Origin of the sequence: Streptomyces sp. NPDC057271 (genome assembly GCF_042668715.1) — a bacterium.
Lineage (GTDB): Bacteria > Actinomycetota > Actinomycetes > Streptomycetales > Streptomycetaceae > Streptomyces.
This window is the reverse complement of the sequence record NZ_JBHUYJ010000016.1, coordinates 1-19,825: the sequence shown is the minus strand read 5'-3', so window position 1 is coordinate 19,825 and position 19,825 is coordinate 1. Positions and strand designations below refer to the sequence as shown.

Below are 19,825 nucleotides of genomic sequence, written 5' to 3'. Positions count from 1 at the left end.
GATCTGGACGGCGAGGTTAGCGGTTTTTTGTGCCTTGTGTTGGGGTGTGGAAGAGGTGGGGGGTGGCGGTGTGGGACCCACCACCCCGTGCCCCCCGGACCGAACAGAACCGCAGGTCAGCCCTTACGGGTCTGAATCTCCTCGGTCAGCTGCGGAACGACGTCGAAGAGGTCGCCGACCACGCCGTAGTCGACGAGGTCGAAGATCGGGGCCTCGGCGTCCTTGTTGATGGCCACGATGGTCTTCGAGGTCTGCATACCCGCGCGGTGCTGGATCGCACCGGAGATGCCGGAGGCGATGTACAGCTGCGGCGAGACCGACTTGCCGGTCTGGCCGACCTGGTTGGAGTGCGGGTACCAGCCGGCGTCGACGGCGGCACGCGAGGCGCCGACGGCGGCACCGAGCGAGTCGGCGAGCGCCTCGATGACCGAGAAGTTCTCGGCGCCGTTGACGCCACGGCCACCGGAGACCACGATCGCGGCCTCGGTCAGCTCCGGGCGGCCGGTCGACTCACGCGGGGTGCGCGCGGTGACCTTGGTACCGGTGGCCAGCTCACCGAAGGAGACCGCGAGGGCCTCGACGGCGCCGGCGGCCGGGGCGGCCTCGACGGGGGCCGAGTTCGGCTTGACCGTGATGACCGGCGTGCCCTTGGAGACACGGGACTTGGTGGTGAAGGAGGCGGCGAACGCGGACTGCGTCGCGACCGGGCCCTCGTCACCGGCCTCCAGGTCGACGGCGTCGGTGATGATGCCGGAGCCGATGCGGACCGCGAGGCGGGCCGCGATCTCCTTGCCCTCGGCGGAGGACGGGACGAGTACGGCAGCCGGGGACACGGCGTCGTACGCGGCCTGGAGGGCGTCGACCTTCGGGACGACGAGGTAATCGGCGAACTCCGGGGCGTCGGCGGTGAGGACCTTCACGGCACCGTGCTCGGCGAGCACGGCGGCGGTGTCGGCCGCACCGGCCCCGAGGGCGACGGCGACCGGCTCGCCCAGACGGCGGGCGAGCGTCAGCAGCTCCAGGGTGGGCTTGCGGACGGCGCCGTCGACGTGGTCGACGTAGACGAGAATCTCAGCCATGGGGATTCAATCTCCTGCGAACGAAAAGGGGGGCGGGTCAGGTGGCTCGCGCGAGCCCTAGATGAACTTCTGGCTCGCGAGGTACTCGGCCAGCTGCTTGCCGCCCTCGCCCTCGTCCTTGACGATCGTGCCGGCCGTGCGGGCCGGACGCTCGGAGGCGGAGTCGACCGCGGTCCACGCGCCCTCCAGGCCGACCTCGTCGGCCTGGAGCTCGAGGTCCTCCAGGTCCAGGGACTCCACCGGCTTCTTCTTGGCGGCCATGATGCCCTTGAAGGACGGGTAGCGGGCCTCGCCCGACTGGTCGGTCACCGACACGACGGCCGGTCACCTTGCCGTCCTCGATCTTCACCTCGGAGAGCAGCGTGACCTGCGGGACGCCCAGGCGCTCGGCCAGGATCGCCGGGAGGACACCCATGGTGCCGTCGGTGGAGGCCATACCGGCGATGACGACGTCGTAGCCGGTCTTCTCGATGGCCTTCGCCAGGACCAGCGAGGTGCCCATGACGTCGGAGCCGTGCAGGTCGTCGTCCTCGACGTGGACGGCCTTGTCGGCGCCCATCGACAGCGCCTTGCGGAGCGCGTCCTTCGCGTCCTCGGGACCGACGGTGAGGACGGTGACCTCGGCGTCGTCGGCCTCCTCGGCGATCTGGAGCGCCTGCTCGACGGCGTACTCGTCGAGCTCCGACAGCAGGCCGTCGACGTCGTCGCGGTCGACGGTCAGGTCATCGGCGAAGTGCCGGTCGCCGGTGGCGTCGGGCACGTACTTCACACAGACAACGATCCTCAAGCTCACGCCGGCTCTCCTACTGCATCGTCATAACTGGGCTGCCTTGTTGCTCGCAGCATAGGCGCCTGAAGGGCGGGTTTCCGGTCGGGGCGTCCGACCGCTCCCACCGGAATATTACTCGCCAGTACACCCAGTCCGTTACCAGTGAGCAAGCGCTCAGCCGTGTGACGTTGCCAACGCCGAAGGAAGGGAACCCTCAGTCGCGCAGGGCGTTGAAGCGCCCCTGGTGGTAGAGCAGCGGTCGGCCCGCTCCGGCCGGGTCGCCGGCGACGGCCTGGGCGATCACGATCCGATGGTCCCCGGCCGGGACGCGGGCCACGACGCGGCACACCAGCCAGGCGAGGACACCGTCCAGGATCGGGACGCCCTCGGCGCCCTCGCTCCACCGCGTGGGGTGGCCGAACCGGTCGGCCCCGCTGCGGGCGAAGGTGTCCGCCAGTTCGCGCTGGTGCTCGCCGAGTATGTGGACGCCGACGTGCTCCGCCTCGGCGAGCACCGGCCAGCTGGACGAGGAGGTGCCGACACCGAAGGAGAGGAGCGGAGGGTCGGCGGCGACGGAGCTGAGGGAGGTGGCGGTGAAGCCGACCGGGCGGGCGCCCCGGGCGGTGATGACCGCGACGCCCGCCGCGTGCTGCCGGAAGACGGAACGGAGGAGGTCGGGAGAGGCCGGGCGAGGGGCGCCGAGGGTGCGGAGTTCGGGCGAAACCGTCATCGAGTCGTCCTTCTGCGAGGGGAGCGTACGAGGAGTCCTGGGGTTCTCAGACACCCGGACAGCGCGCGCTCGCGTGACGGGCCAGGTCGACGTGGACCCGCCCGTGGAGAAGGAGTTCTGAAGGCACATCGTCAGACTGGCGATCGATGGCAGGTGCAGTCAAGTGCGTACCGGGATGTGGGAGATGTGTCACCGCGTCAGACCGCGGCTCGGACCACCGCGTCAGACCGCCGCGCCGGCCGTCGTTCCCTCCGCCTCATCAGACCGCCCGCCCCAGCGCGGCGATCACGTCCGCGCGGCGGGGTTGTCCGGAGGCGCGGACGACGACCCGCCCGGCGCGGTCGAGGACGAGCACGGTGGGGGTGCGGACGATGTCGTACTTCCGTACGAGGTCGAGCCGCTCCTCGGCGTCTATCTCGACGTGGCCCACGCCCTCGACCATCCGGGCGACCTCGGCGAGGGTGCGGCGCGTGGCGCGGCAGGGCTGACAGAAGGCGGTGGAGAACTGGACGAGCGTGGCCCGCTCGCCCAACTCGACGCCGTCCTCGCCGCCGAACCTCTCGGACTGTGCCGCCATGTCCCCGTCTTCCTGTCGCCCGCCACTCCCCCGTGCAGCGTCCCATGACGCCGATCGATTCCCGTCACGGCCACCGGGCGTGACGATTATCTCTCCGTACGAAGCCGTCAGGACTGGTCACGAGGGCCCACATGGGGCACGATCTGCCCAAAGCCGAAAACCTACGGCTGCGTAACTTCCGCCGGGAGACCCTCCCAAGGAACAGAAGAAGGGGTTCCTCTCAGATGGCAGAACTCGTGTATCGGCCGGTTGTCGGCGCCGCACTGACCCTGTTCAAGGCGCTGGACCTCAAGATCGACACGCAGGGTTCCGAGCACATCCCGCGCACCGGCGGCGCTGTACTCGTCAGTAACCACATCAGCTATCTGGACTTCATCTTCACGGGTCTGGCGGCGCTGCCGCAGAAGCGTCTCGTGCGCTTCATGGCCAAGGACTCGGTGTTCCGGCACAAGGTCTCGGGCCCGCTCATGCGCGGCATGAAGCACATCCCGGTGGACCGCTCGCAGGGCGAGCATGCCTACAAGCACGCGCTGGAGTCGCTGAAGGCCGGGGAGATCATCGGCGTCTTCCCCGAAGCGACCATCTCGCAGTCCTTCACGCTGAAGAGCTTCAAGTCGGGTGCGGCGCGGCTGGCACAGGAGGCCGGGGTGCCGCTGATCCCGATGGCGCTCTGGGGCACGCAGCGCATCTGGACCAAGGGTCGGCCCCGGAACTTCAAGCGCAGCCACATCCCGGTGACGATCCGGGTGGGCGAGCCGGTGGAGGCTCCCGCCGACCAGTACGCGGGCGCCATCACCCGGCGCCTGCGCGAGCGCTGTCAGGAGCTCCTGGAGGCCGCGCAGCGCGCCTACCCCGTACGCCCCAAGGACGCGAGCGACACCTGGTGGGTGCCCGCGCACCTCGGGGGTACGGCGCCGACCCCGGCCGAGGTGAAGGACGCCGGCTGACGCCGGACCCCCGGACGGGCACGGCGGCCGGATCGGCCCCCGCCCGAAGAATCGTCACTCCGACCGTCCGGCGGCAAGTCGACGCCCGTACGCCGACCCCGGTACGCCGCCCCCGGATCCGTAACGGGGCCTACTCCGGGTCGCGGACGGTGATCCGCGCCCCGGGGCTCAGCTTCTCCAGCGACTCGGCGAGCTCCGAGCCCGCGGCGAGGAGTTCGTCGCGCGTCATGGGCGTCAGCGACTCCAGCAGGAAGATCGCGTTGACGGTGCCGTCGTCGATGCGCGTACGCGGTCCCTGGCGCCAGTTCCAGCGGCGGCAGGTGACGCCCGCCTGGTCGCGCCAGACGATCTCGCCCGGCTCCGGGTGCTCCACCGTCTCCTCGCCGCCCGCCATGGTCACGAACGGCTCGTCGCCGATGGCCCGCACGAGGCTCATGCCGCCCTGGATACGGTCGAGGTCCTCGCCGCCGGCCGGGATGAGGTGCGCGACGCTGATCGCGTTGTAGGCGTCGACGAGCCGGTTGATCCGGGGGAGCCCGCCGTCGGCGAGCGCCCGCTTGGCCAGCGCCTCCGCGGAGTTGCGGGTACGGGAGGGCTTGGCGCCGAACGCGGAGTAGGCCGCGCGCCAGGCCGCGATGTGCGGGTCCTGGTCCGGAGTCCGGCCCGCGAGCCGCTCGGCGAGACGGCGGGCCGCGTCGTCGAGCAGGGCCGAACTGGCCTCGTGGCTGGGTCCGTTGACGAGTCCATGGGCCTCGACGGCGAGGTGGGTGAAGCCGGGCACGAGGGCCCGCACGTCGTCGGAGACCGTCAGGGTGAGGGGCATCGTCGTCCTTGCGTCAGAGGTCGGTCGGAAGGGTCCGCATGAGCTCGAGGCTGTCCGGCGCGGACCGCATGGCGCTCACCACCCCCGCATGCGGTACAGAATACAGCACTGGATAGTCCATCTCATTGAACTCAGGGTCGGGCAGGAAGGCCAGCCGCTCCCGTTCCAGCGAGAACTCCGCCTCCCGGCCCGGCAGCCCCCCGCGCGGATCCTGCCGGTGCCACGTCTGCGTACCGGGCAGCCTGATCGCGACCAGCCCGTGCAGCACCTCGAACTTCTGATAGCAGAGCGCCGCCGGGATCGACTCGGCACGCAGCAGCGCGACGAGCGCGTGCGCCTTGGCGTGACAGATCCCGGTGCGCCGCGCCAGGACGTCGGAGGCGCGCAAGGTGACGCGGAGGTCGCCGGTGTCGCTCGAGTGCGGGATCTCGTCCCGCACGTACGCGAACGCGGCTCGCGCGTATGCGTATACGTCGAGATTTCGGGCCCGCAGCGCGGCGGCCGTCTCGCGCACGACGGGGTGCTCATGGTCGATGACCTCGTCCGCGGCCAGGTACGAGGAGAGTTCGGGGTGCTTCTGGATCAGCTCCATAGCCGGGGACCCTAGGAAGACGACCGGCCGGAAGTCAATGACTTTCCGGCCGGTCGCATACTTATGCCATTCAGGAGAAGCGCTACCGCGCCATCTCCTCCTTCAGCGCCTGGAGGAAGGCGTCGACGTCGTCCTCCACGGTGTCGAAGGAGCACATCCACCGCACATCGCCCGCGGCCTCGTCCCAGAAGTAGAAGCGGAACCGCTTCTGCAGCCGGGTGCTCACCTCGTGCGGGAGCCGCGCGAAGACGGCGTTGGCCTGCACCGGGTAGAGGATCTCGACCCCGTCCACCTCGCGCACACCGGCCGCGAGGCGCTGTGCCATCGCATTGGCGTGCGAGGCGTTGCGCAGCCACAGGTCCTTGGCGAGCAGCGCCTCCAGCTGCACCGACACGAACCGCATCTTGGACGCGAGCTGCATGGACAGCTTGCGCAGATGCTTCATGTGGCTGACCGCGTCCGGGTTCAGGACGACCACGGCCTCGCCGAACAGCATGCCGTTCTTCGTGCCGCCGTACGAGATCACGTCCACGCCCGCCGCGTTGGTGAACGCCCGCATCGGGACGTTCAGAGAGGCAGCGGCGTTGGCTATCCGGGCGCCGTCGAGGTGCACCTTCATGCCCTTGGCGTGAGCGTGCTCCACGATGGCCCGGATCTCGTCCACGGTGTAGACGGTCCCCAGCTCGGTGTTCTGGGTGATCGAGACGACCTGCGGCATGGCACGGTGCTCGTCCTCCCAGCCCCAGGCCTGCCGGTCGATCAGCTCGGGGGTGAGCTTGCCGTCCGGGGTGGGCACGGTGAGCAGCTTGAGGCCCCCCATCCGCTCCGGGGCGCCGCCCTCGTCCACGTTGATGTGCGCGGACTCGGCGCAGATCACCGCGCCCCAGCGGTCGGTCAGCGCCTGAAGGGCGGTGACGTTCGCGCCGGTGCCGTTGAACACCGGGAACGCCTCGGCGCTCGGGCCGAAGTGGCTGTGCATGACGCGCTGGAGATGCTCGGTGTAGTCGTCCTCGCCGTAGGCGATCTGATGACCGCCGTTGGCGAGCGCGATGGCCGCGAGCACCTCCGGGTGGGCGCCGGCGTAGTTGTCGCTGGCGAAGCCCCGGACCGACGGGTCGTGGTGACGACGGGCGTCGGTCCTGGAGGGCAGGGCCGGGGTCACGGCTTGGGGGTCAGCCACAGACGCTGTCCATTCACTTCCTGTGCGGGCCGGTCCCATACGGCGACGATCTCGTCGGCCAGATCGTTGACGTCGGTGAAGCCCGCGAACTTCGCATTCGGGCGCTCGGCGCGCATGGCGTCGTGCACCAGTGCCTTGATCACCAGGATGGCAGCCGCGGCCCGGGGGCCCTCGTCGCCCCCCGCCTTGCGGAAGTCGTCGCCCATGGCGAGCGTCCACGCCTCGGCCGCGGCCTTGGCCGCGGCGTAGGCCGCGTTGCCGGCGGTGGGCTTCGAGGCGCCCGCGGCGCTGATCAGCAGGTAGCGGCCCCGATCGCTGCGGAGCAGCGGCTCGTGGAAGGCGAGGGAGGTGGACTGGACCGTGCGGATGAGGAGCTTCTCCAGGAAGTTCCAGTCGGCCAGGTCGGTCTCGCCGAAGGAGGCGCTGCCGCGCCATCCGCCGACGAGGTGGACGAGCCCGTCGATTCGGCCGAACTCCTTCTCGGTCTTGTCGGCCCACTCGCGGGCCGCGCCGAGATCGAACAGGTCGACGGTGTCGCCGATGACCGTGGCGCCGCCGTGGGCGTACCGTGCGGCGTCGACCGCCTCGGCCAGTCGGGCCGGGTCGGCGTCGGCCCCGACGACGATGGCGCCGGCGTCGGCGAGGCGCATCAGCGTCGCCCGGCCGGCCGGACCGGCCGCTCCCGCGACCGCGATGACGGCACCCTCCAGCGGCGCGCCGTTCCCGTTGCCGTTGCCGTTCATGGTCGTCCCCTCCTCCTCCGTGACTGGGTTCACGCGGCAGCCTGCCCGGTCCGCGAAGCGTTCGCGGCGGTGATGCCCTTGGTGGAGGCGATCACGTCCTTCAGCTTCTTGGACAGGGCCTCATAGAACATGCTGAGCGGAAACTCGTCCGGAAGCACGTCGTCGACGAGCTTGCGCGGCGGGAGGGTCAGGTCCAGGGCGTCGGGGCCCTTGGCCCACTTCGATCCCGGGTGCGGGGCGAGGTAGGTGGAGACGAGTTCGTACGCCTTGAACCAGTGGACCAGCTTCGGGCGGTCGATACCGTCGCGGTACAGCTTCTCGATCTCGGCGCAGAGCTGGTTGGTGACCTCGGGGGCACGGTTCCAGTCGATCTTGAGCTTGTTGTCGGTCCAGCGCACGACGTCGTGCTTGTGGAGGTACGCGAAGAGGAGCTGGCCGCCCAGGCCGTCGTAGTTCCGGTTGCGGTCACCGGTGACCGGGAAGCGGAACATGCGGTCGAAGAGGACGGCGTACTGCACGTCACGGCCGTGGGCGTTGCCCTCGGCCTCCAGCTTCACGGCCTCCTTGAAGGCGGTGAGGTCACAGCGCAGCTCTTCCAGGCCGTACATCCAGAACGGCTGGCGCTGCTTGATCATGAAGGGGTCGAACGGCAGGTCGCCGTGGCTGTGGGTGCGGTCGTGGACCATGTCCCAGAGCACGAACGCGGCCTCGCAGCGCTGCTGGTCCTCGACCATGGCCGCGATGTCCTCGGGCAGCTCGAGGCCCAGGATGTCGACGGAGGCCTCGGTGACCTTGCGGAAGCGGGCGGCCTCGCGGTCGCAGAAGATGCCGCCCCAGCTGAAGCGCTCGGGGGCCTCGCGTACGGCGATGGTCTCGGGGAAGAGGACGGCCGAGTTGGTGTCGTACCCGGCGGTGAAGTCCTCGAAGGTGATGCCGCAGAAGAGCGGGTTGTCGTAGCGGGTGCGCTCCAGCTCGGAGAGCCACTCCGGCCACACCATGCGCAGCACGACCGCTTCGAGGTTGCGGTCCGGGTTGCCGTTCTGGGTGTACATCGGGAAGAGCGCCAGGTGCTGGAGCCCGTCCTGACGGTCCGCGGCGGGCTGGAAGGCCAGCAGGGAGTCGAGGAAGTCAGGTACCTCGAAGCCGCCCTTGGCCCACGTACGCAGGTCGGCGACGAGCGCGCGGTGGTAGGCCGCGTCGTGCGGGAGCAGCGGGGAGAGCCGCTCGACCGCGTCCACGATCCGCTCGACCGTGCTCTCGGCCTGGGCGCGGGGGGGCGCACCCTCGGCCTCGAAGTCGATGGAGCCGTCCTTGCTCTGCCAGGGGCGGAACTCCTCCACGGCATTCTTGAGCTCGGGCCAGGCAGGGTGGTCGATCACCGGAGCAGCGGTGAGTATCCCCCCACCGGTCGCGTCCTGCACAAGAATTTCCGTCATGTCACTTCCTCCACAGGAGAACCTCGCGTCAAGACACCGTATCCGGCGGCGTGTCCTCCGGACAAGGGGGGTAAGAGAAATTATCCTGCGCAACCCCCATGGTCACCGTCAATTTTCCTGCGCGACAGGGTTTGAGCGCTCGCATCCCCCGCCTCGACGGCGCAGCCTCAGGCCCGCACGCCCCGGACGCCCCCGGGGCGCGTGCGGACGGCGAGCGGGGAGACCATCCGCCGGAGGGGGGCCTTCCGGCGGCACGCGCGCATGCGCTTCCTTCTTACGGTGAAGTCATTAGGCTGCGCCCCGAGCCGCACCGGGAGCCCGGAGGGACCTGGGCCCGGACATCGACGGAAGCGAGAAGATCTTGAGTTTCCTCACCATCGGTCACCGCGGAGTCATGGGCGTCGAGCCCGAGAACACCCTGCGTTCCTTCGTCCAGGCCGAACGGTCCGGCATGGACGTCATCGAGCTGGACCTGCATCTGAGCAAGGACGGCGCCCTCGTCGTCATGCACGACGCGGACGTCGGCCGGACCACCGACGGCAGCGGCCCGATCGCCGAGAAGACCCTGGCGGAGCTGCGCGAGCTCGACGCGGGGCACGGGGAGCGCGTCCCCGTCTTCGAAGAGGTACTGGACGCGGTGCGGTCCCCGCTCCAGGCGGAGATCAAGGACGTGGCGGCGGCCAGGGCTCTCGCCGAGGTGATGAACCGGCGCGACCTGGTCGGCCGCGTGGAGGTCCTCTCCTTCCACGACGAGGCGCTCGCCGAGGTCGGCCGGCTGGTCCCCGGGGTCCGTACCGCGCTGGTCGCCGAGGAGTGGGGCACGGACATCGTGGACCGGGCGAAGGCCGTCGGGGCCGGCGCGCTCGTCCTGAGCATCCGGCACCTGACCCTGGAGACGGTCGAGCACGCCCACCGTGAGGGACTGCGGGTGATCGGCTGGGTGGTGAACACCCAGGACCATCTGCGGCTGGTCCGCGCCCTGGAGCTGGACGGTGCGACGACCGACTATCCGGAGATCCGCCGCACCGGCCGCTTCACGGCCTGAGCCCGCGGGCCCGGGCCCCGGCCTCATACCAGCGGCTTCACCAGGAGCTCGAACTGCAGGTCGTCCCGCTGCGGGACGCCGAAACGCTCGTCGCCGTACGGGAACGGCGTCATCCGTCCCGTGCGGCGGTAGCCGCGCCGCTCGTACCAGGCGATGAGCTCCTCGCGTACCGAGATCACGGTCATGTGCATCTCGCTCACGCCCCAGATCTCCCGCACCCGGCGCTCGGCCTCTTCGATGATGCGACGGCCGAGGCCCGCGCCCTGGAGCTCGGGGCGGACGGCGAACATGCCGAAGTAGGCTGCCTCGCCGCGGTGTTCGAGCTGGCAGCAGGCGACGATCCCGCCGTCCCGCTCCACCACCATCAGCCGGCTGCCGGGGGTGGTGATGACGGCCCGCACACCCTCCTCGTCGGTCCGCTGCCCCTGCAGGATGTCCGCCTCGGTGGTCCAGCCGGCCCGGCTGGAGTCGCCGCGGTACGCCGATTCGACGAGAGGCACGAGGGCCGCGACGTCGGCCTCCACCGCGTCGCGGTAGGCGATCCGCTCGGTGTCCTGGGGCGTGGCGGTGTCCATGCTGTTCGGGTCTCCCCTCGGAGGCGCTGGCGATTCCCCCGAGCGTAACGCCCCGGCGTGTGCTCCCCCACGTACGCCTGTGCGCTCGCGTGCGCCCGGCCGGGCGTGGGCATCGACGGGGAGGGAGACCTGGGGAGGTGTGCCGTGCACGGACCGGCCTTGTCGGCCTGGCTGATGCTGACGCTGTGCGGGGCGAGCGGGGCGTACTGCCTGCTGCGCGCGCGTCGCTGCGCGGGTGAGGAGCGCAGGACGGCCGCGGGCGAGGCGGTGATGGGCTTCGGCATGGCCGCGATGGCACTGCCGGCCGCGGTCGTGACGCCGCCGTCGTGGTGGTGGTCGGTGTACGCGGCGGTGTTCGGGGCGGCGGCACTGCGCGCGCTGGTGTCGGTGCGGCGTGGCGGTCACCATCTGCACCATCTGGTGGGGTCGCTGGCGATGGTCTACATGGCGTGGCCCGTGCAGGGCGCGGCGCACGGCGGGCACGGGAGCGGAGGGGGCGGCGGAAGCGCCCCTCTGGTGACGGCGGTGCTGCTCCTGTACTACGTCGCCTACGTACTCCGCTCGGGCGCCCGGCTGGTACCGATGACGGTCCCGGCGGCCCCGATGACGGTCCCGGCGGCCTCGGCGACGGTCCCGGTGGCCCCGGTGACGGCCTCGATGGCTCTGTCCGCGGGCGGACCGGCGCCGGCGTGGGTCGTACGGCCCGAGTTCACGCTCGTGTGCCGGCTTTCGATGGCCCTCGCGATGCTGGCGATGCTCGTCGCGCTGTGAACCGGCGAGCCGGGCCGGGCCGTGGCGTACGTCACTTGCCGCGCCCGGCCGTACCCGCGCGTAGCACGGCCTCATAGGCTTGCGTCATGTTGGTCTCCCTCGCGTTGCTCGCGCTCGGCGTCCTGACGGCCGCCGTGGCCCCGCGACTGCTGTCGCGGTCCGACTGGGCGGAACGCGAGCCCGTGGTGGCGTTGTGGATGTGGCAGTGCGTGGTGGCGGCGGTGCTGCTGTGCTTCGCGCTGTCGATGACGTTCAGCGCGGCGGCGGCCTGGCAGGGGGTACGGGGCCGCGTCTTCGTCGGCGCGCCGAGCCGGGTGATCGAGGCGTACGAACTGGGCACCCACCAGCCCTGGTCGGGGGCGCTCGCCGTGACCCTCGCCTGTGGGGGGCTGTGGACCTGCGCGATGCTGACCCGGGAGATCCGTGGGGCGCGGGCCCGCCGTCGGCAGCGGCGTGGCGAACTGCTCGTCCGCTCCCCGCTCTTGCCCGGCGAGGAGCCGGGAAGCGGGCGGCTGGTCGTCCTGGAGGGCGAGCGTCCCGACGCCTGGTGGCTGCCGGGCACCACACCTCAGTTGGTCATCACGACGGCGGCGCTGCGCCGGCTGAAGGGGCGCCAGCTCGATGCCGTCCTCGCCCACGAGCAGGGACACGCCCGGGCGCGCCACGACTGGCTGCTGCACTGCTCGGGCGCGCTCGCGGGCGGGTTCCCGGGGATCCCGGTCTTCGCGGCCTTCCGTGACCAGATGCACCGGCTGGTCGAGCTGGCGGCCGACGATGTCGCCTCGCGGCGGTTCGGACGGCTGACGATCGCGCTGGCACTGGTCGAACTCAACGAGGAACGTGGGGTGTTCGGCCCCGGATCGACACCCGGCGCAGACCTCCCGGGGCGGGTGAACCGCCTCCTGACGGCCGCGCCCCGGCTCACCGCGGGGCGGCGGCTGCGGCTGACGGCCGCCGCGGCGCTGGTGCCCGTGGTGCCGGTCCTGGTGGCGTTCGTCCCCGCGTTGAAGGCGCTCGGGTAACGCGGACGGCGCCGAAGCGGGTGTGCCGACGCGAACGTCGGGGAAGATCGGCCCATGCGCTCCTCAGCCGTGGTCTCAGGTGCCCTCGTCGTGCTGCTGCTTGTGCTTGTGGCGGTAGGTTGGCCCCCACTCCTCGACCTGGACCGGTCGGTCGCCGACGCACTGCACCGCAGCGCGCTGGCCGAGCCCGGATTCACACATGCCAACCGGATCCTGACGGACTGGGTGTGGGACCCGTGGACGATGCGCGCGCTGATCACCGCCACCGTCCTCGTGCTGTGGTGGCGGCGCGAGCGGTGGCTGGCCCTGTGGGTGACGACGGCGACACTCCTCGCGTCGGGGGGTCAGCAGGGGCTGAAGGCGGCGGTCGGCAGGCCGCGCCCCGGCTGGCCCGACCCGGTCGACTCGGCGCAGTACGCGGCCTTCCCCTCCGGACACGCGATGACCGGGACGGTGGGCTGCGGGCTGCTGCTCTGGGTGCTCGCCCTGCACTGGCGGGAGACCTGGCGCGGCTGGAGTGTGCTTGCCGTGGCCGCGCTGGTGTCCGTCCTCGGGGTGGGGTGGACCCGGATCTACCTGGGCGTGCACTGGCTGTCGGACGTCGTGGCCGGCTGGCTGCTGGGCTGGTGCGTCGTCGCCGTGTCGATCGTCACGTACCGCCGATACGGCGCGGTGTGGCAGGAGAACGCCGCGAGGAGCGCCGACCGGGCGGAGCCCCGGGGGCGGACGGGAGCAGAATGGGAGAAACAACGTGAAGCCGCCTGTCCTGGACGATCCCCCGCGTCGCCCAGAACAGACGGCAGACCCACTGACCGGCCATGAAGGCGCTACAGCAGGCTGCGCTGAGTATATTGGCTGCGAGCCAGTCAACGCAGGAGTCCAGCATGTCCCCGCGTAGCCCAGAGGTCAATGAAGAGCTTCGGCGACGCTCACGTGAGCGGCTTCTCCAGGCCACGGTCGAGCTTGTGTCGGAGCGCGGGTACGAGGCGACGACGCTGGGCGACATCGCCGAGCGGGCCGGTTCGGCGCGCGGTCTGATCTCCTACTACTTCCCCGGCAAGCGCCATCTGCTGCAGTCGGCGGTGCACCGGCTGATGCACCTCACCCTGGAGGAGGCGCTGGAGCGCGAGCCGCGCACGGAGGACGGGCGCGAGCGGATGGCGCGGGCCATCGACGCCGTGCTCGGCCTGGCCGTGGACCATCCGGTGCTGATGCGGACGCACATGGCGGGCATCCTCCAGGCCGAGGGCTTCGTGCAGTGCCCGGAACAGCAGCGGCTGGCGTTCCTGCTGCGTGACACGATGACGCGGTACGGCTCGGCGAACGTGGACGCGGACTATCCGCTGCTGCGGGCCCTGCTGATGGGCGCGGTCGTGGCGGTGCTGCTGCCGGGGGCTCCGATGCCGGTGACGCGGCTGCGGGGGGAGCTGTTCCAGCGGTACGGACTGGACTGGGAGCAGGGCATGCCGCCGGACGGTGGTCCGCCCGACGGCATGCCGTTCACGGCTTCGGTGTTACCTGCCCGTGTGCCGCGTCAGTCCTCGAAGTCGTCGAAGTAGTCCGGCTGGGTCTGGACGTTGAGCGCGTCCATCCGGACCCGTTTCGCCGGGTCCGTACGACGGTCGTCGAGCTTCAGGACGTCGAAGCCCTTCGCCATGTCGTTCGAGTAGATGTAGCCGTTGTAGTAGTAGGCGGACCACGAACCGCCCGTGCGGATGGTGGTGGCGGAGAGCGGACCGCGCTCGAAGTAGGCGATCTCCTTCGGCTTACGGGAGTCGGTGAAGTCCCAGACGGAGACACCGCCCTGGTACCACGCCTGGACCATGAGGTCCTTGCCCCCGACGGGGATCAGCGAGCCGTTGTGGGCGACGCAGTTCTCGGTGTCGGCCTGGTGGCGCGGGATCTTGAAGTAGCTGCGGAAGACGAGTTCGCGGTGCTTGCCCTTGCCGACGATGTCGTAGATGCCGTCCGCGCCGCGGTTCGGGCCCACGGCCTCGTTGCAGGTGGCGCCGACGCCGCCGCCGAGCTCGTCGGTGAAGACGACCTTGTTCGCCTTCTGGTTGAAGGTCGCCGAGTGCCAGAACGCGAAGTTGACGTTGTCCTGGACCCGGTCGATGACCTTCGGCCGCTCCGGGTCCTCGATGTCGAAGAGGATGCCGTCGCCCATGCAGGCGCCGGCCGCGAGATCCCGGCTCGGCAGAACGGTGATGTCGTGGCAGCCGGTGGTCTTGGAGACACCTGGGTTGGTCGGACCACCGGGGTTGCCGCCGCCGTCCGGGCCCTCACCGGGGAAGAGGACGGGGAAGGAGACGATCGCGGACTTCTCCGGGGCCTTGCGCGGCACCTTGATGACCGAGATGCCGTCGTGCGGCGGCTGGCAGTCCGGGAACGCCACGTTCGGCGAGTAGGACGAGACGTAGACGTACACGTCCCGCTTCTTGGGCACCAGCGTGTGGGTGTGCGAACCGCAGGCGGTCTCGACGGCGGCGACGTACCTCGGGTTCCTGATGTCGCTGATGTCGAAGATCTTCATGCCCTCCCAGGAGGACTTCTCCGTGGCCGGCTGGCTGACGCTGGCACAGGAGTCGTCGCTGCGGGAGGAGTCGGTGGAGAGGAAGACGAGGTTGCCGGAGACGGAGATGTCGTTCTGCGAGCCGGGGCACAGCACCTGGGCGACCGTCTTCGGGGCGCGCGGGTTGCTGATGTCGAAGATCCGGAAGCCGTCGTAGTTGCCCGCGAAGGCGTACTTGCCCTGGAAGGCCAGGTCGGAGTTGGTGCCCGCGAGCGCGTCCTTGGGGATGTTCACGAGGTGCTGGATGTTGTCGCTGTGCACGATCTCGTCCACGCCGGGTATCTCGCCGCTCCGGATGGCGGACCGGGCCTCGGCCGCCTGTTCCGAGGTGACGGTGCCCTGCGACGCGGTGGCGTCACCCGGATCGGGCGTGGCGGCCGCGGGACCTGCGGCCAGCAGACTGACCAGCAGTCCGGCTGCGGCGGTCGCCACACCCAGACCTCTGATCCGGGCACGCGGGGTACGCGTGATGCGGATGGTTCGCAACGAAGTCACTCCGTCCTCCCTTGTATCCGTTCGCAGTTGAACGGCTGATGGACCCCGGCAGTATCGTCCTTAGCGTGTACATCTCAATAGATGGCAACACGCATGACATGAAGGTTTCTGATCGACTTCTCGTGGCAGCGTGCGAGGAACAGCCCACCCGGCCATGCCTCGCCCCCTGCCCCCGGAACCACCCCTGGAGGTCGCCTTGTTGAACCGCCGTAACCGCGGAGCCGTCGCCGTGGCGCTCACCGCCGTCGCCGTGCTGGCGCTCGCCGCCTGCGACGCGGGCTCCGGATCCGGTTCGGGAGGCGAGCCGCAGAGCCAGGGGTCCACCGGGCCCGCGGTCGTGGCACCGGGGAAGCCCGGCGAGCCGGCGCGGAGGATATCCCCCGCGGAGGCGTCCAAGCTGCTGCCCGACGGCAGGCCCAACGCGGCGGACTTCGCCTACGCCCAGATGATGGTCATCCATCACCGGCAGGCGCTCACGATGACCGCTCTCGTACCGGACCGGGCCGAGTCGGATCAGATCAAGAGGCTGGCGGAACGGATCACGGCGGCGCAGAAGCCGGAGATCGGCGCGATGGAGGGTTGGCTGAAAACCAACGGCGGCCCGCGCGAGCAGACCGGGCACGACCACCGCACGATGCCGGGGATGGCGACCGAGGCTCAGCTCACGGCCCTCAGGAACGCGAAGGGCGAGGCCTTCGACGAGCTGTTCCTGAAGCTGATGATCACCCACCACGACGGCGCGGTGACGATGGCGGCGGAGGTGCTGGGGAACGGCAACAACGTGCTCGTGGAGGAGATGGCGAACGACGTGATCGCGCAGCAGACGGCGGAGATCAACCGGATGCGGTCGATGTAGCCGGCGGAGCGGGGCGGCCGGCCGGCTCCGCGCGTTCGACCCCGCGCTTCGCGCACGGACCCCGGCATCTCCTGGACTGCCCGGACTTCGGGTCGTGTCGGGCACCTCCCCTCCGGGGGCTTCGGGTGGGATGCTGGAAGCCTCTCGGCGGGCTTCCCCGCGGCGGGAAGGAGTACGGACGTGCTTCGTGTCGCTGTCGTCGGTTCCGGGCCCAGCGGGGTCTACACGGCCCAGTCGCTGGTCCAGCAGTCGACGGTGCCCGGGATCCGGGTCGATGTCCTGGACCGGCTGCCGTGCCCGTACGGCCTGGTCCGCTACGGGGTGGCACCCGACCACGAGAAGATCAAGTCGCTGCAGCAGAACCTCCGCGCGGTCCTGGAGGACGAGCGGATCGCCTTCGTCGGAGACGTCGAGATCGGCACGCGGGGGCTGACCCCGGCCCGCCTCCTGGAGCTGTACCACGCGGTCGTGTACTGCGTGGGCGCGGCACGGGACCGGCGCCTCGGAGTGCCCGGCGAGGACCTGGCGGGCAGCTGCTCGGCCACGGACTTCGTCTCCTGGTACAGCGCGCACCCCGATGCCTCGGCCAACGGTTTCACCGGCTCGGGGACCGGCCTGAACGGCCGTTCCGCGGTCGTCATCGGCGTCGGCAACGTGGCGGTGGACGTCACCAGGATCCTGGCGCGGGGCGTGGACGAGCTGCGGCCGACGGACGTGCCCGAGGGCGCGCTCAGGGCGCTGGAGGCCAGCCGGGTGAGGGAGGTGCACATGGTCGGTCGGCGCGGGCCCGGGCAGGCGAAGTTCACGACGAAGGAGCTGCGGGAGCTGGGCGGGCTCCCCGGCGTGCGGGTGGGGGTGGAGGCGGCCGACCTGGCGCTGGATCCGTCGTTCGCCGACCCTTCGGGCCTGCTCGCGGTGAACCGGCGGAACCTGGAGGTCGTCCGGGGCTGGGCGGCGGGCGACGCTGACGGGGACGACCTGGCGCGCGGGATCCGGCTGCGGTTCTTCCTGCGCCCCGTGGAGCTGCTCGGCGAGAACGGCCGTGTGGCCGCGGTCCGATTCGAGCGGACCGAGCCGGACGGCGCCGGTGGTGTGCGGGGCACCGGCCGCTTCGAGGAGATCGAGGCCCAACTGGTGCTGAGGGCCGTCGGGTACAAGGGGGTTCCGCTGCCCGGGCTGCCCTTCGACGAGGCCCGGGGCACGGTTCCGAACGAGGCGGGGCGGGTGCTGCGGGACGGCGCCCCGTCGCTCGGCGAGTACGTGGCCGGCTGGATCAAGCGCGGTCCGACGGGCGTCATCGGCACGAACCGCCCGTGCGCGAAGGAGACGGTGGCGTCGCTGCTGGCCGACGCGGCGGAGCTGGCGGGCCGCGAGGTGGCGGGGGACCCGCTCGGCGCGTTGCGCGACCTGGGTCACGAGCCGGTCGCCTGGCGGGGCTGGCTCTCGATCGAAGAGGCGGAGTCGGCCCTCGGTCACGCGCTGGGCCGTGGCCGTGTGAAGATCCCCGACTGGGCGGGGCTGCGGGCCGCCGCCCGCGAGGGCTCGGCCGGACACGGCTGAGGGAGCGGTGCGCCGTCCGACGGGCGGTCAGGGTCGGGGGCGCCTCGCTTCCACGGGCGTCGCGCCGGTGCGGGCGGGCGCTCCCCGTTGCGGCTGGTCACGGCGAGAGGCGGCCGGGGATCCGGGGCCCGGCTACGGGCGACCGGAGGTGCCGGGACCGACTACGGGCGGTCGGAGGCGCCGGGACCGACTACGGGCGGTGGGAGGCGCCGGGACCGACTACGGGCGGTGGGGGATCCGAGGCCGGCTACGGGCGGTCGGGAGTGCCGGCGCGCCCGCGCCTACCTGTCCAGACGTGCGAACTGGGCGTTCGCCGCTGCCAGGACGCTGTCGAGGAGGCCCGGGAAGAGGGCGTCGAGGTCGTCCCGGCGCAGGGCGTTCAGCTTGGCCGTGCCCTGGTAGTCCTGCTGGATGACACCGCTCTCGCGCAGCACGCGGAAATGGTGCGTCTTCGTCGACTTGGTCACCGTGAGGTCGAAGAACGAGCAGGTCACCTCGGTCCCTTCGCGCGCCATCTCGCTGACGATCCGCAGCCGCACCGCGTCCGAGAGTGCGTGCAGCACACCCTCCAGCCGGATCTCCTCCCGCTCGGGGTGGTCGAGGACGCGAGTCCTGGTCGCGGTCGTCACGGCGGCTCCACTTCGGTCGGGTGCCACCATTGTACGATGGGCGCCGTAGTTTGACAGTCGCCGTACTACGACGGTTATCGTACGAGCGACCCGAAGGCCCCGCATGAGGAGTTCGTCATGACCGTCGCCCTGTTCGAGCCGTACACCCTCAGGTCGCTGACCATCCCGAACCGGGTGTGGATGGCCCCCATGGACCAGTACTCGGCGGAGCCCTCCGGCCCCAACGCGGGCGTGGCGAACGACTGGCACTTCGCCCACTACGCCGCCCGCGCCACCGGCGGTACCGGGCTGATCATCGTGGAGGCGACGGCGGTCGCCCCCGAGGGCCGGATCAGCCCCGCCGACCTCGGCATCTGGAACGACACCCAGGCCGAGGCGCTGCGCCGGATCGCCCGCTTCCTCAAGGAGCACGGCACCGTGCCCGCCATCCAGCTCGGCCACGGCGGCCGCAAGGCGTCCACGCAGCGCCCCTGGGAGGGCCGCGGTCCCGTCGCCCCCGGCGACCACGGCTGGCAGCCCGTCGGTCCGAGCCCGCTCGCGTTCGCCGAGGGACACACCGTCCCGACCGAACTGACCACCGATCAGATCGCAGAGATCCCGCGAAGGTTCGCCGAGGCTGCCCGCCGCGCGCTCGCCGCCGGCTTCGAGGTCGTCGAGGTGCACGGCGCCCACGGCTACCTGATCAGCAGCTTCCTCTCCCCGTACGCCAACCGCCGCACCGACGCCTACGGCGGCTCCTTCGAGAACCGCACCCGCCTGGCCCTCGAAGTCGTCGACGCGGTGCGGGGGGTGTGGCCCGACGAGCTGCCCCTGTTCTTCAAGATCTCGGCCACCGACTGGCTGGAGGGCGAGGGCTGGACCGCAGACGAGACCGTGCGCCTCGCGCACCTGCTCCGTGCGCACGGGACCGACCTCCTGGACGTCTCCAGCGGGGGCAACGGAGGACCGGCGCGCATCCCGCTCGGCCCTGGCTACCAGGTGCCGTTCGCGGCGCGCGTGAAGGCCGAGACCGGTCTCGCCGTCGCGGCCGTCGGGCTGATCACGGAGAGCGGGCAGGCGGAGAAGATCGTCGCCAACGGGGAGGCCGACGCCGTGCTGCTCGGGCGTGAGCTGCTCCGCGACGCCTCCTGGGCCCGCCGCGCGGCGCGCGAGCTGGGGGCGGTGACACACGCGCCCGCCCCGTACGCCTGGGCCATCTGACGCGGCTCCTCCGCTCCTCCGCTCCTCCGCCCTCCACCCCCGTCCTCCACCCTCCGTCGCTCGCCCTCCGCCCGTCCCAAGGGCGGGAACACGCCGTCGACCTGGGGAGAAGCCCGTTCCGGGAGCCACTGATGCTCCTATTGCTGTCAAGCGGCTTGGAGCCACTTGCGGTAGGCGTGAGTGAGGTCGTCGTCCCTGCTGAGTCCTCTTTCGAGCCTGGAGAT

At 70.9% G+C, this 19,825-nt stretch carries 20 protein-coding genes and 1 pseudogene; 9 read left to right on the top strand and 12 right to left on the bottom strand.

From position 1 onward, the window contains the following. Positions 1-116: 116 nt before the first annotated feature. The 4 genes and pseudogenes from ACFUJR_RS10705 to ACFUJR_RS10690 form a co-directional block, all read right to left on the bottom strand. Positions 117-1,079 carry an electron transfer flavoprotein subunit alpha/FixB family protein gene (locus ACFUJR_RS10705; RefSeq protein WP_383175652.1) on the bottom strand — a complete coding sequence of 321 codons (963 nt, stop codon included), beginning with the start codon at positions 1,077-1,079 and terminating at the stop codon, positions 117-119. Positions 1,080-1,136: 57 nt separating this feature from the next. Continuing rightward, positions 1,137-1,872 (bottom strand): annotated as a pseudogene (locus tag ACFUJR_RS10700) (electron transfer flavoprotein subunit beta/FixA family protein). 190 nt (positions 1,873-2,062) lie between these two features. Then, the gene (locus tag ACFUJR_RS10695) at positions 2,063-2,578 is read right to left on the bottom strand and encodes a flavin reductase family protein (RefSeq protein ID WP_383175658.1); all 516 of its coding nucleotides are present in this window, start codon (positions 2,576-2,578) and stop codon (positions 2,063-2,065) included. Positions 2,579-2,837: 259 nt separating this feature from the next. Continuing rightward, positions 2,838-3,155: a TlpA family protein disulfide reductase gene (locus ACFUJR_RS10690; protein WP_383175661.1), complete on the bottom strand. Its 318-nt coding sequence runs from the start codon at positions 3,153-3,155 to the stop codon at positions 2,838-2,840. A gap of 224 nt (positions 3,156-3,379) precedes the next feature. On the opposite strand from ACFUJR_RS10690, the gene ACFUJR_RS10685 reads away from it, so the two are divergent. Then, a complete protein-coding gene (locus tag ACFUJR_RS10685) occupies positions 3,380-4,102 on the top strand; it encodes a lysophospholipid acyltransferase family protein (protein ID WP_383175664.1) in 723 nt (240 codons plus the stop codon). A 130-nt stretch (positions 4,103-4,232) separates the two neighbouring features. Here ACFUJR_RS10685 and ACFUJR_RS10680 read toward each other — a convergent pair whose 3' ends face one another. From ACFUJR_RS10680 to ACFUJR_RS10660, 5 genes are all read right to left on the bottom strand, one after another. Beyond that, entirely contained in the window at positions 4,233-4,925 is a 693-nt protein-coding gene (locus ACFUJR_RS10680; RefSeq protein WP_383175667.1) for a B3/4 domain-containing protein, read from the bottom strand. A gap of 13 nt (positions 4,926-4,938) precedes the next feature. Next, complete coding sequence (locus ACFUJR_RS10675) at positions 4,939-5,517, bottom strand: transglutaminase family protein (protein WP_383175670.1); 579 nt, start codon at positions 5,515-5,517, stop codon at positions 4,939-4,941. Positions 5,518-5,599: 82 nt separating this feature from the next. Further along, positions 5,600-6,679: a threonine aldolase family protein gene (locus ACFUJR_RS10670; RefSeq protein ID WP_383175713.1), complete on the bottom strand. Its 1,080-nt coding sequence runs from the start codon at positions 6,677-6,679 to the stop codon at positions 5,600-5,602. Then, on the bottom strand, positions 6,676-7,440 hold the full coding sequence (locus tag ACFUJR_RS10665; RefSeq protein ID WP_383175716.1) for an SDR family NAD(P)-dependent oxidoreductase: 765 nt from the start codon (positions 7,438-7,440) through the stop codon (positions 6,676-6,678). The genes ACFUJR_RS10670 and ACFUJR_RS10665 overlap by 4 nt, the downstream gene beginning before the upstream one ends. A gap of 29 nt (positions 7,441-7,469) precedes the next feature. Further along, positions 7,470-8,876, bottom strand: a complete 1,407-nt coding sequence (locus ACFUJR_RS10660) for a DUF6421 family protein (protein WP_383175673.1) — start codon at positions 8,874-8,876, stop codon at positions 7,470-7,472. A 361-nt stretch (positions 8,877-9,237) separates the two neighbouring features. Here ACFUJR_RS10660 and ACFUJR_RS10655 point away from each other — a divergent pair, with 361 nt between their 5' ends. Further along, complete coding sequence (locus ACFUJR_RS10655; protein WP_383175676.1) at positions 9,238-9,921, top strand: glycerophosphodiester phosphodiesterase; 684 nt, start codon at positions 9,238-9,240, stop codon at positions 9,919-9,921. A gap of 23 nt (positions 9,922-9,944) precedes the next feature. On the opposite strand, the gene ACFUJR_RS10650 is transcribed toward ACFUJR_RS10655, so the two are convergent. After that, positions 9,945-10,496: a GNAT family N-acetyltransferase gene (locus tag ACFUJR_RS10650; RefSeq protein ID WP_383175679.1), complete on the bottom strand. Its 552-nt coding sequence runs from the start codon at positions 10,494-10,496 to the stop codon at positions 9,945-9,947. Between the two features lie 144 nt (positions 10,497-10,640). Between ACFUJR_RS10650 and ACFUJR_RS10645 the strand changes: the two genes are divergently transcribed. From ACFUJR_RS10645 to ACFUJR_RS10630, 4 genes are all read left to right on the top strand, one after another. After that, on the top strand, positions 10,641-11,267 hold the full coding sequence (locus tag ACFUJR_RS10645) for a DUF5134 domain-containing protein (protein ID WP_383450315.1): 627 nt from the start codon (positions 10,641-10,643) through the stop codon (positions 11,265-11,267). Between the two features lie 86 nt (positions 11,268-11,353). Then, positions 11,354-12,289 carry a M56 family metallopeptidase gene (locus tag ACFUJR_RS10640; protein WP_383175685.1) on the top strand — a complete coding sequence of 312 codons (936 nt, stop codon included), beginning with the start codon at positions 11,354-11,356 and terminating at the stop codon, positions 12,287-12,289. Positions 12,290-12,343: 54 nt separating this feature from the next. Then, positions 12,344-13,111, top strand: coding sequence for a phosphatase PAP2 family protein (locus tag ACFUJR_RS10635; protein ID WP_383175688.1), 768 nt, complete (start codon positions 12,344-12,346; stop codon positions 13,109-13,111). 62 nt (positions 13,112-13,173) lie between these two features. Beyond that, positions 13,174-13,848 carry a TetR/AcrR family transcriptional regulator gene (locus ACFUJR_RS10630; protein WP_383175695.1) on the top strand — a complete coding sequence of 225 codons (675 nt, stop codon included), beginning with the start codon at positions 13,174-13,176 and terminating at the stop codon, positions 13,846-13,848. Here the strand turns inward: ACFUJR_RS10630 and ACFUJR_RS10625 are convergent. After that, positions 13,824-15,356: an LVIVD repeat-containing protein gene (locus ACFUJR_RS10625; RefSeq protein ID WP_383175698.1), complete on the bottom strand. Its 1,533-nt coding sequence runs from the start codon at positions 15,354-15,356 to the stop codon at positions 13,824-13,826. The two genes, ACFUJR_RS10630 and ACFUJR_RS10625, sit on opposite strands and share 25 nt — an antisense overlap. 154 nt (positions 15,357-15,510) lie before the next feature. Between ACFUJR_RS10625 and ACFUJR_RS10620 the strand changes: the two genes are divergently transcribed. Then, complete coding sequence (locus ACFUJR_RS10620; protein WP_383175701.1) at positions 15,511-16,212, top strand: DUF305 domain-containing protein; 702 nt, start codon at positions 15,511-15,513, stop codon at positions 16,210-16,212. Between the two features lie 180 nt (positions 16,213-16,392). Further along, positions 16,393-17,772, top strand: a complete 1,380-nt coding sequence (locus tag ACFUJR_RS10615; RefSeq protein WP_383175704.1) for an FAD-dependent oxidoreductase — start codon at positions 16,393-16,395, stop codon at positions 17,770-17,772. 281 nt (positions 17,773-18,053) lie between these two features. Here the strand turns inward: ACFUJR_RS10615 and ACFUJR_RS10610 are convergent, their stop codons facing one another. After that, positions 18,054-18,401 (bottom strand): ArsR/SmtB family transcription factor, encoded by a 348-nt coding sequence (locus ACFUJR_RS10610; protein WP_383175707.1) that lies wholly within the window; start codon positions 18,399-18,401, stop codon positions 18,054-18,056. A 117-nt stretch (positions 18,402-18,518) separates the two neighbouring features. On the opposite strand from ACFUJR_RS10610, the gene ACFUJR_RS10605 reads away from it, so the two are divergent. Further along, a complete protein-coding gene (locus ACFUJR_RS10605) occupies positions 18,519-19,601 on the top strand; it encodes an NADH:flavin oxidoreductase/NADH oxidase (protein WP_383175710.1) in 1,083 nt (360 codons plus the stop codon). Positions 19,602-19,825 lie beyond the last annotated feature (224 nt).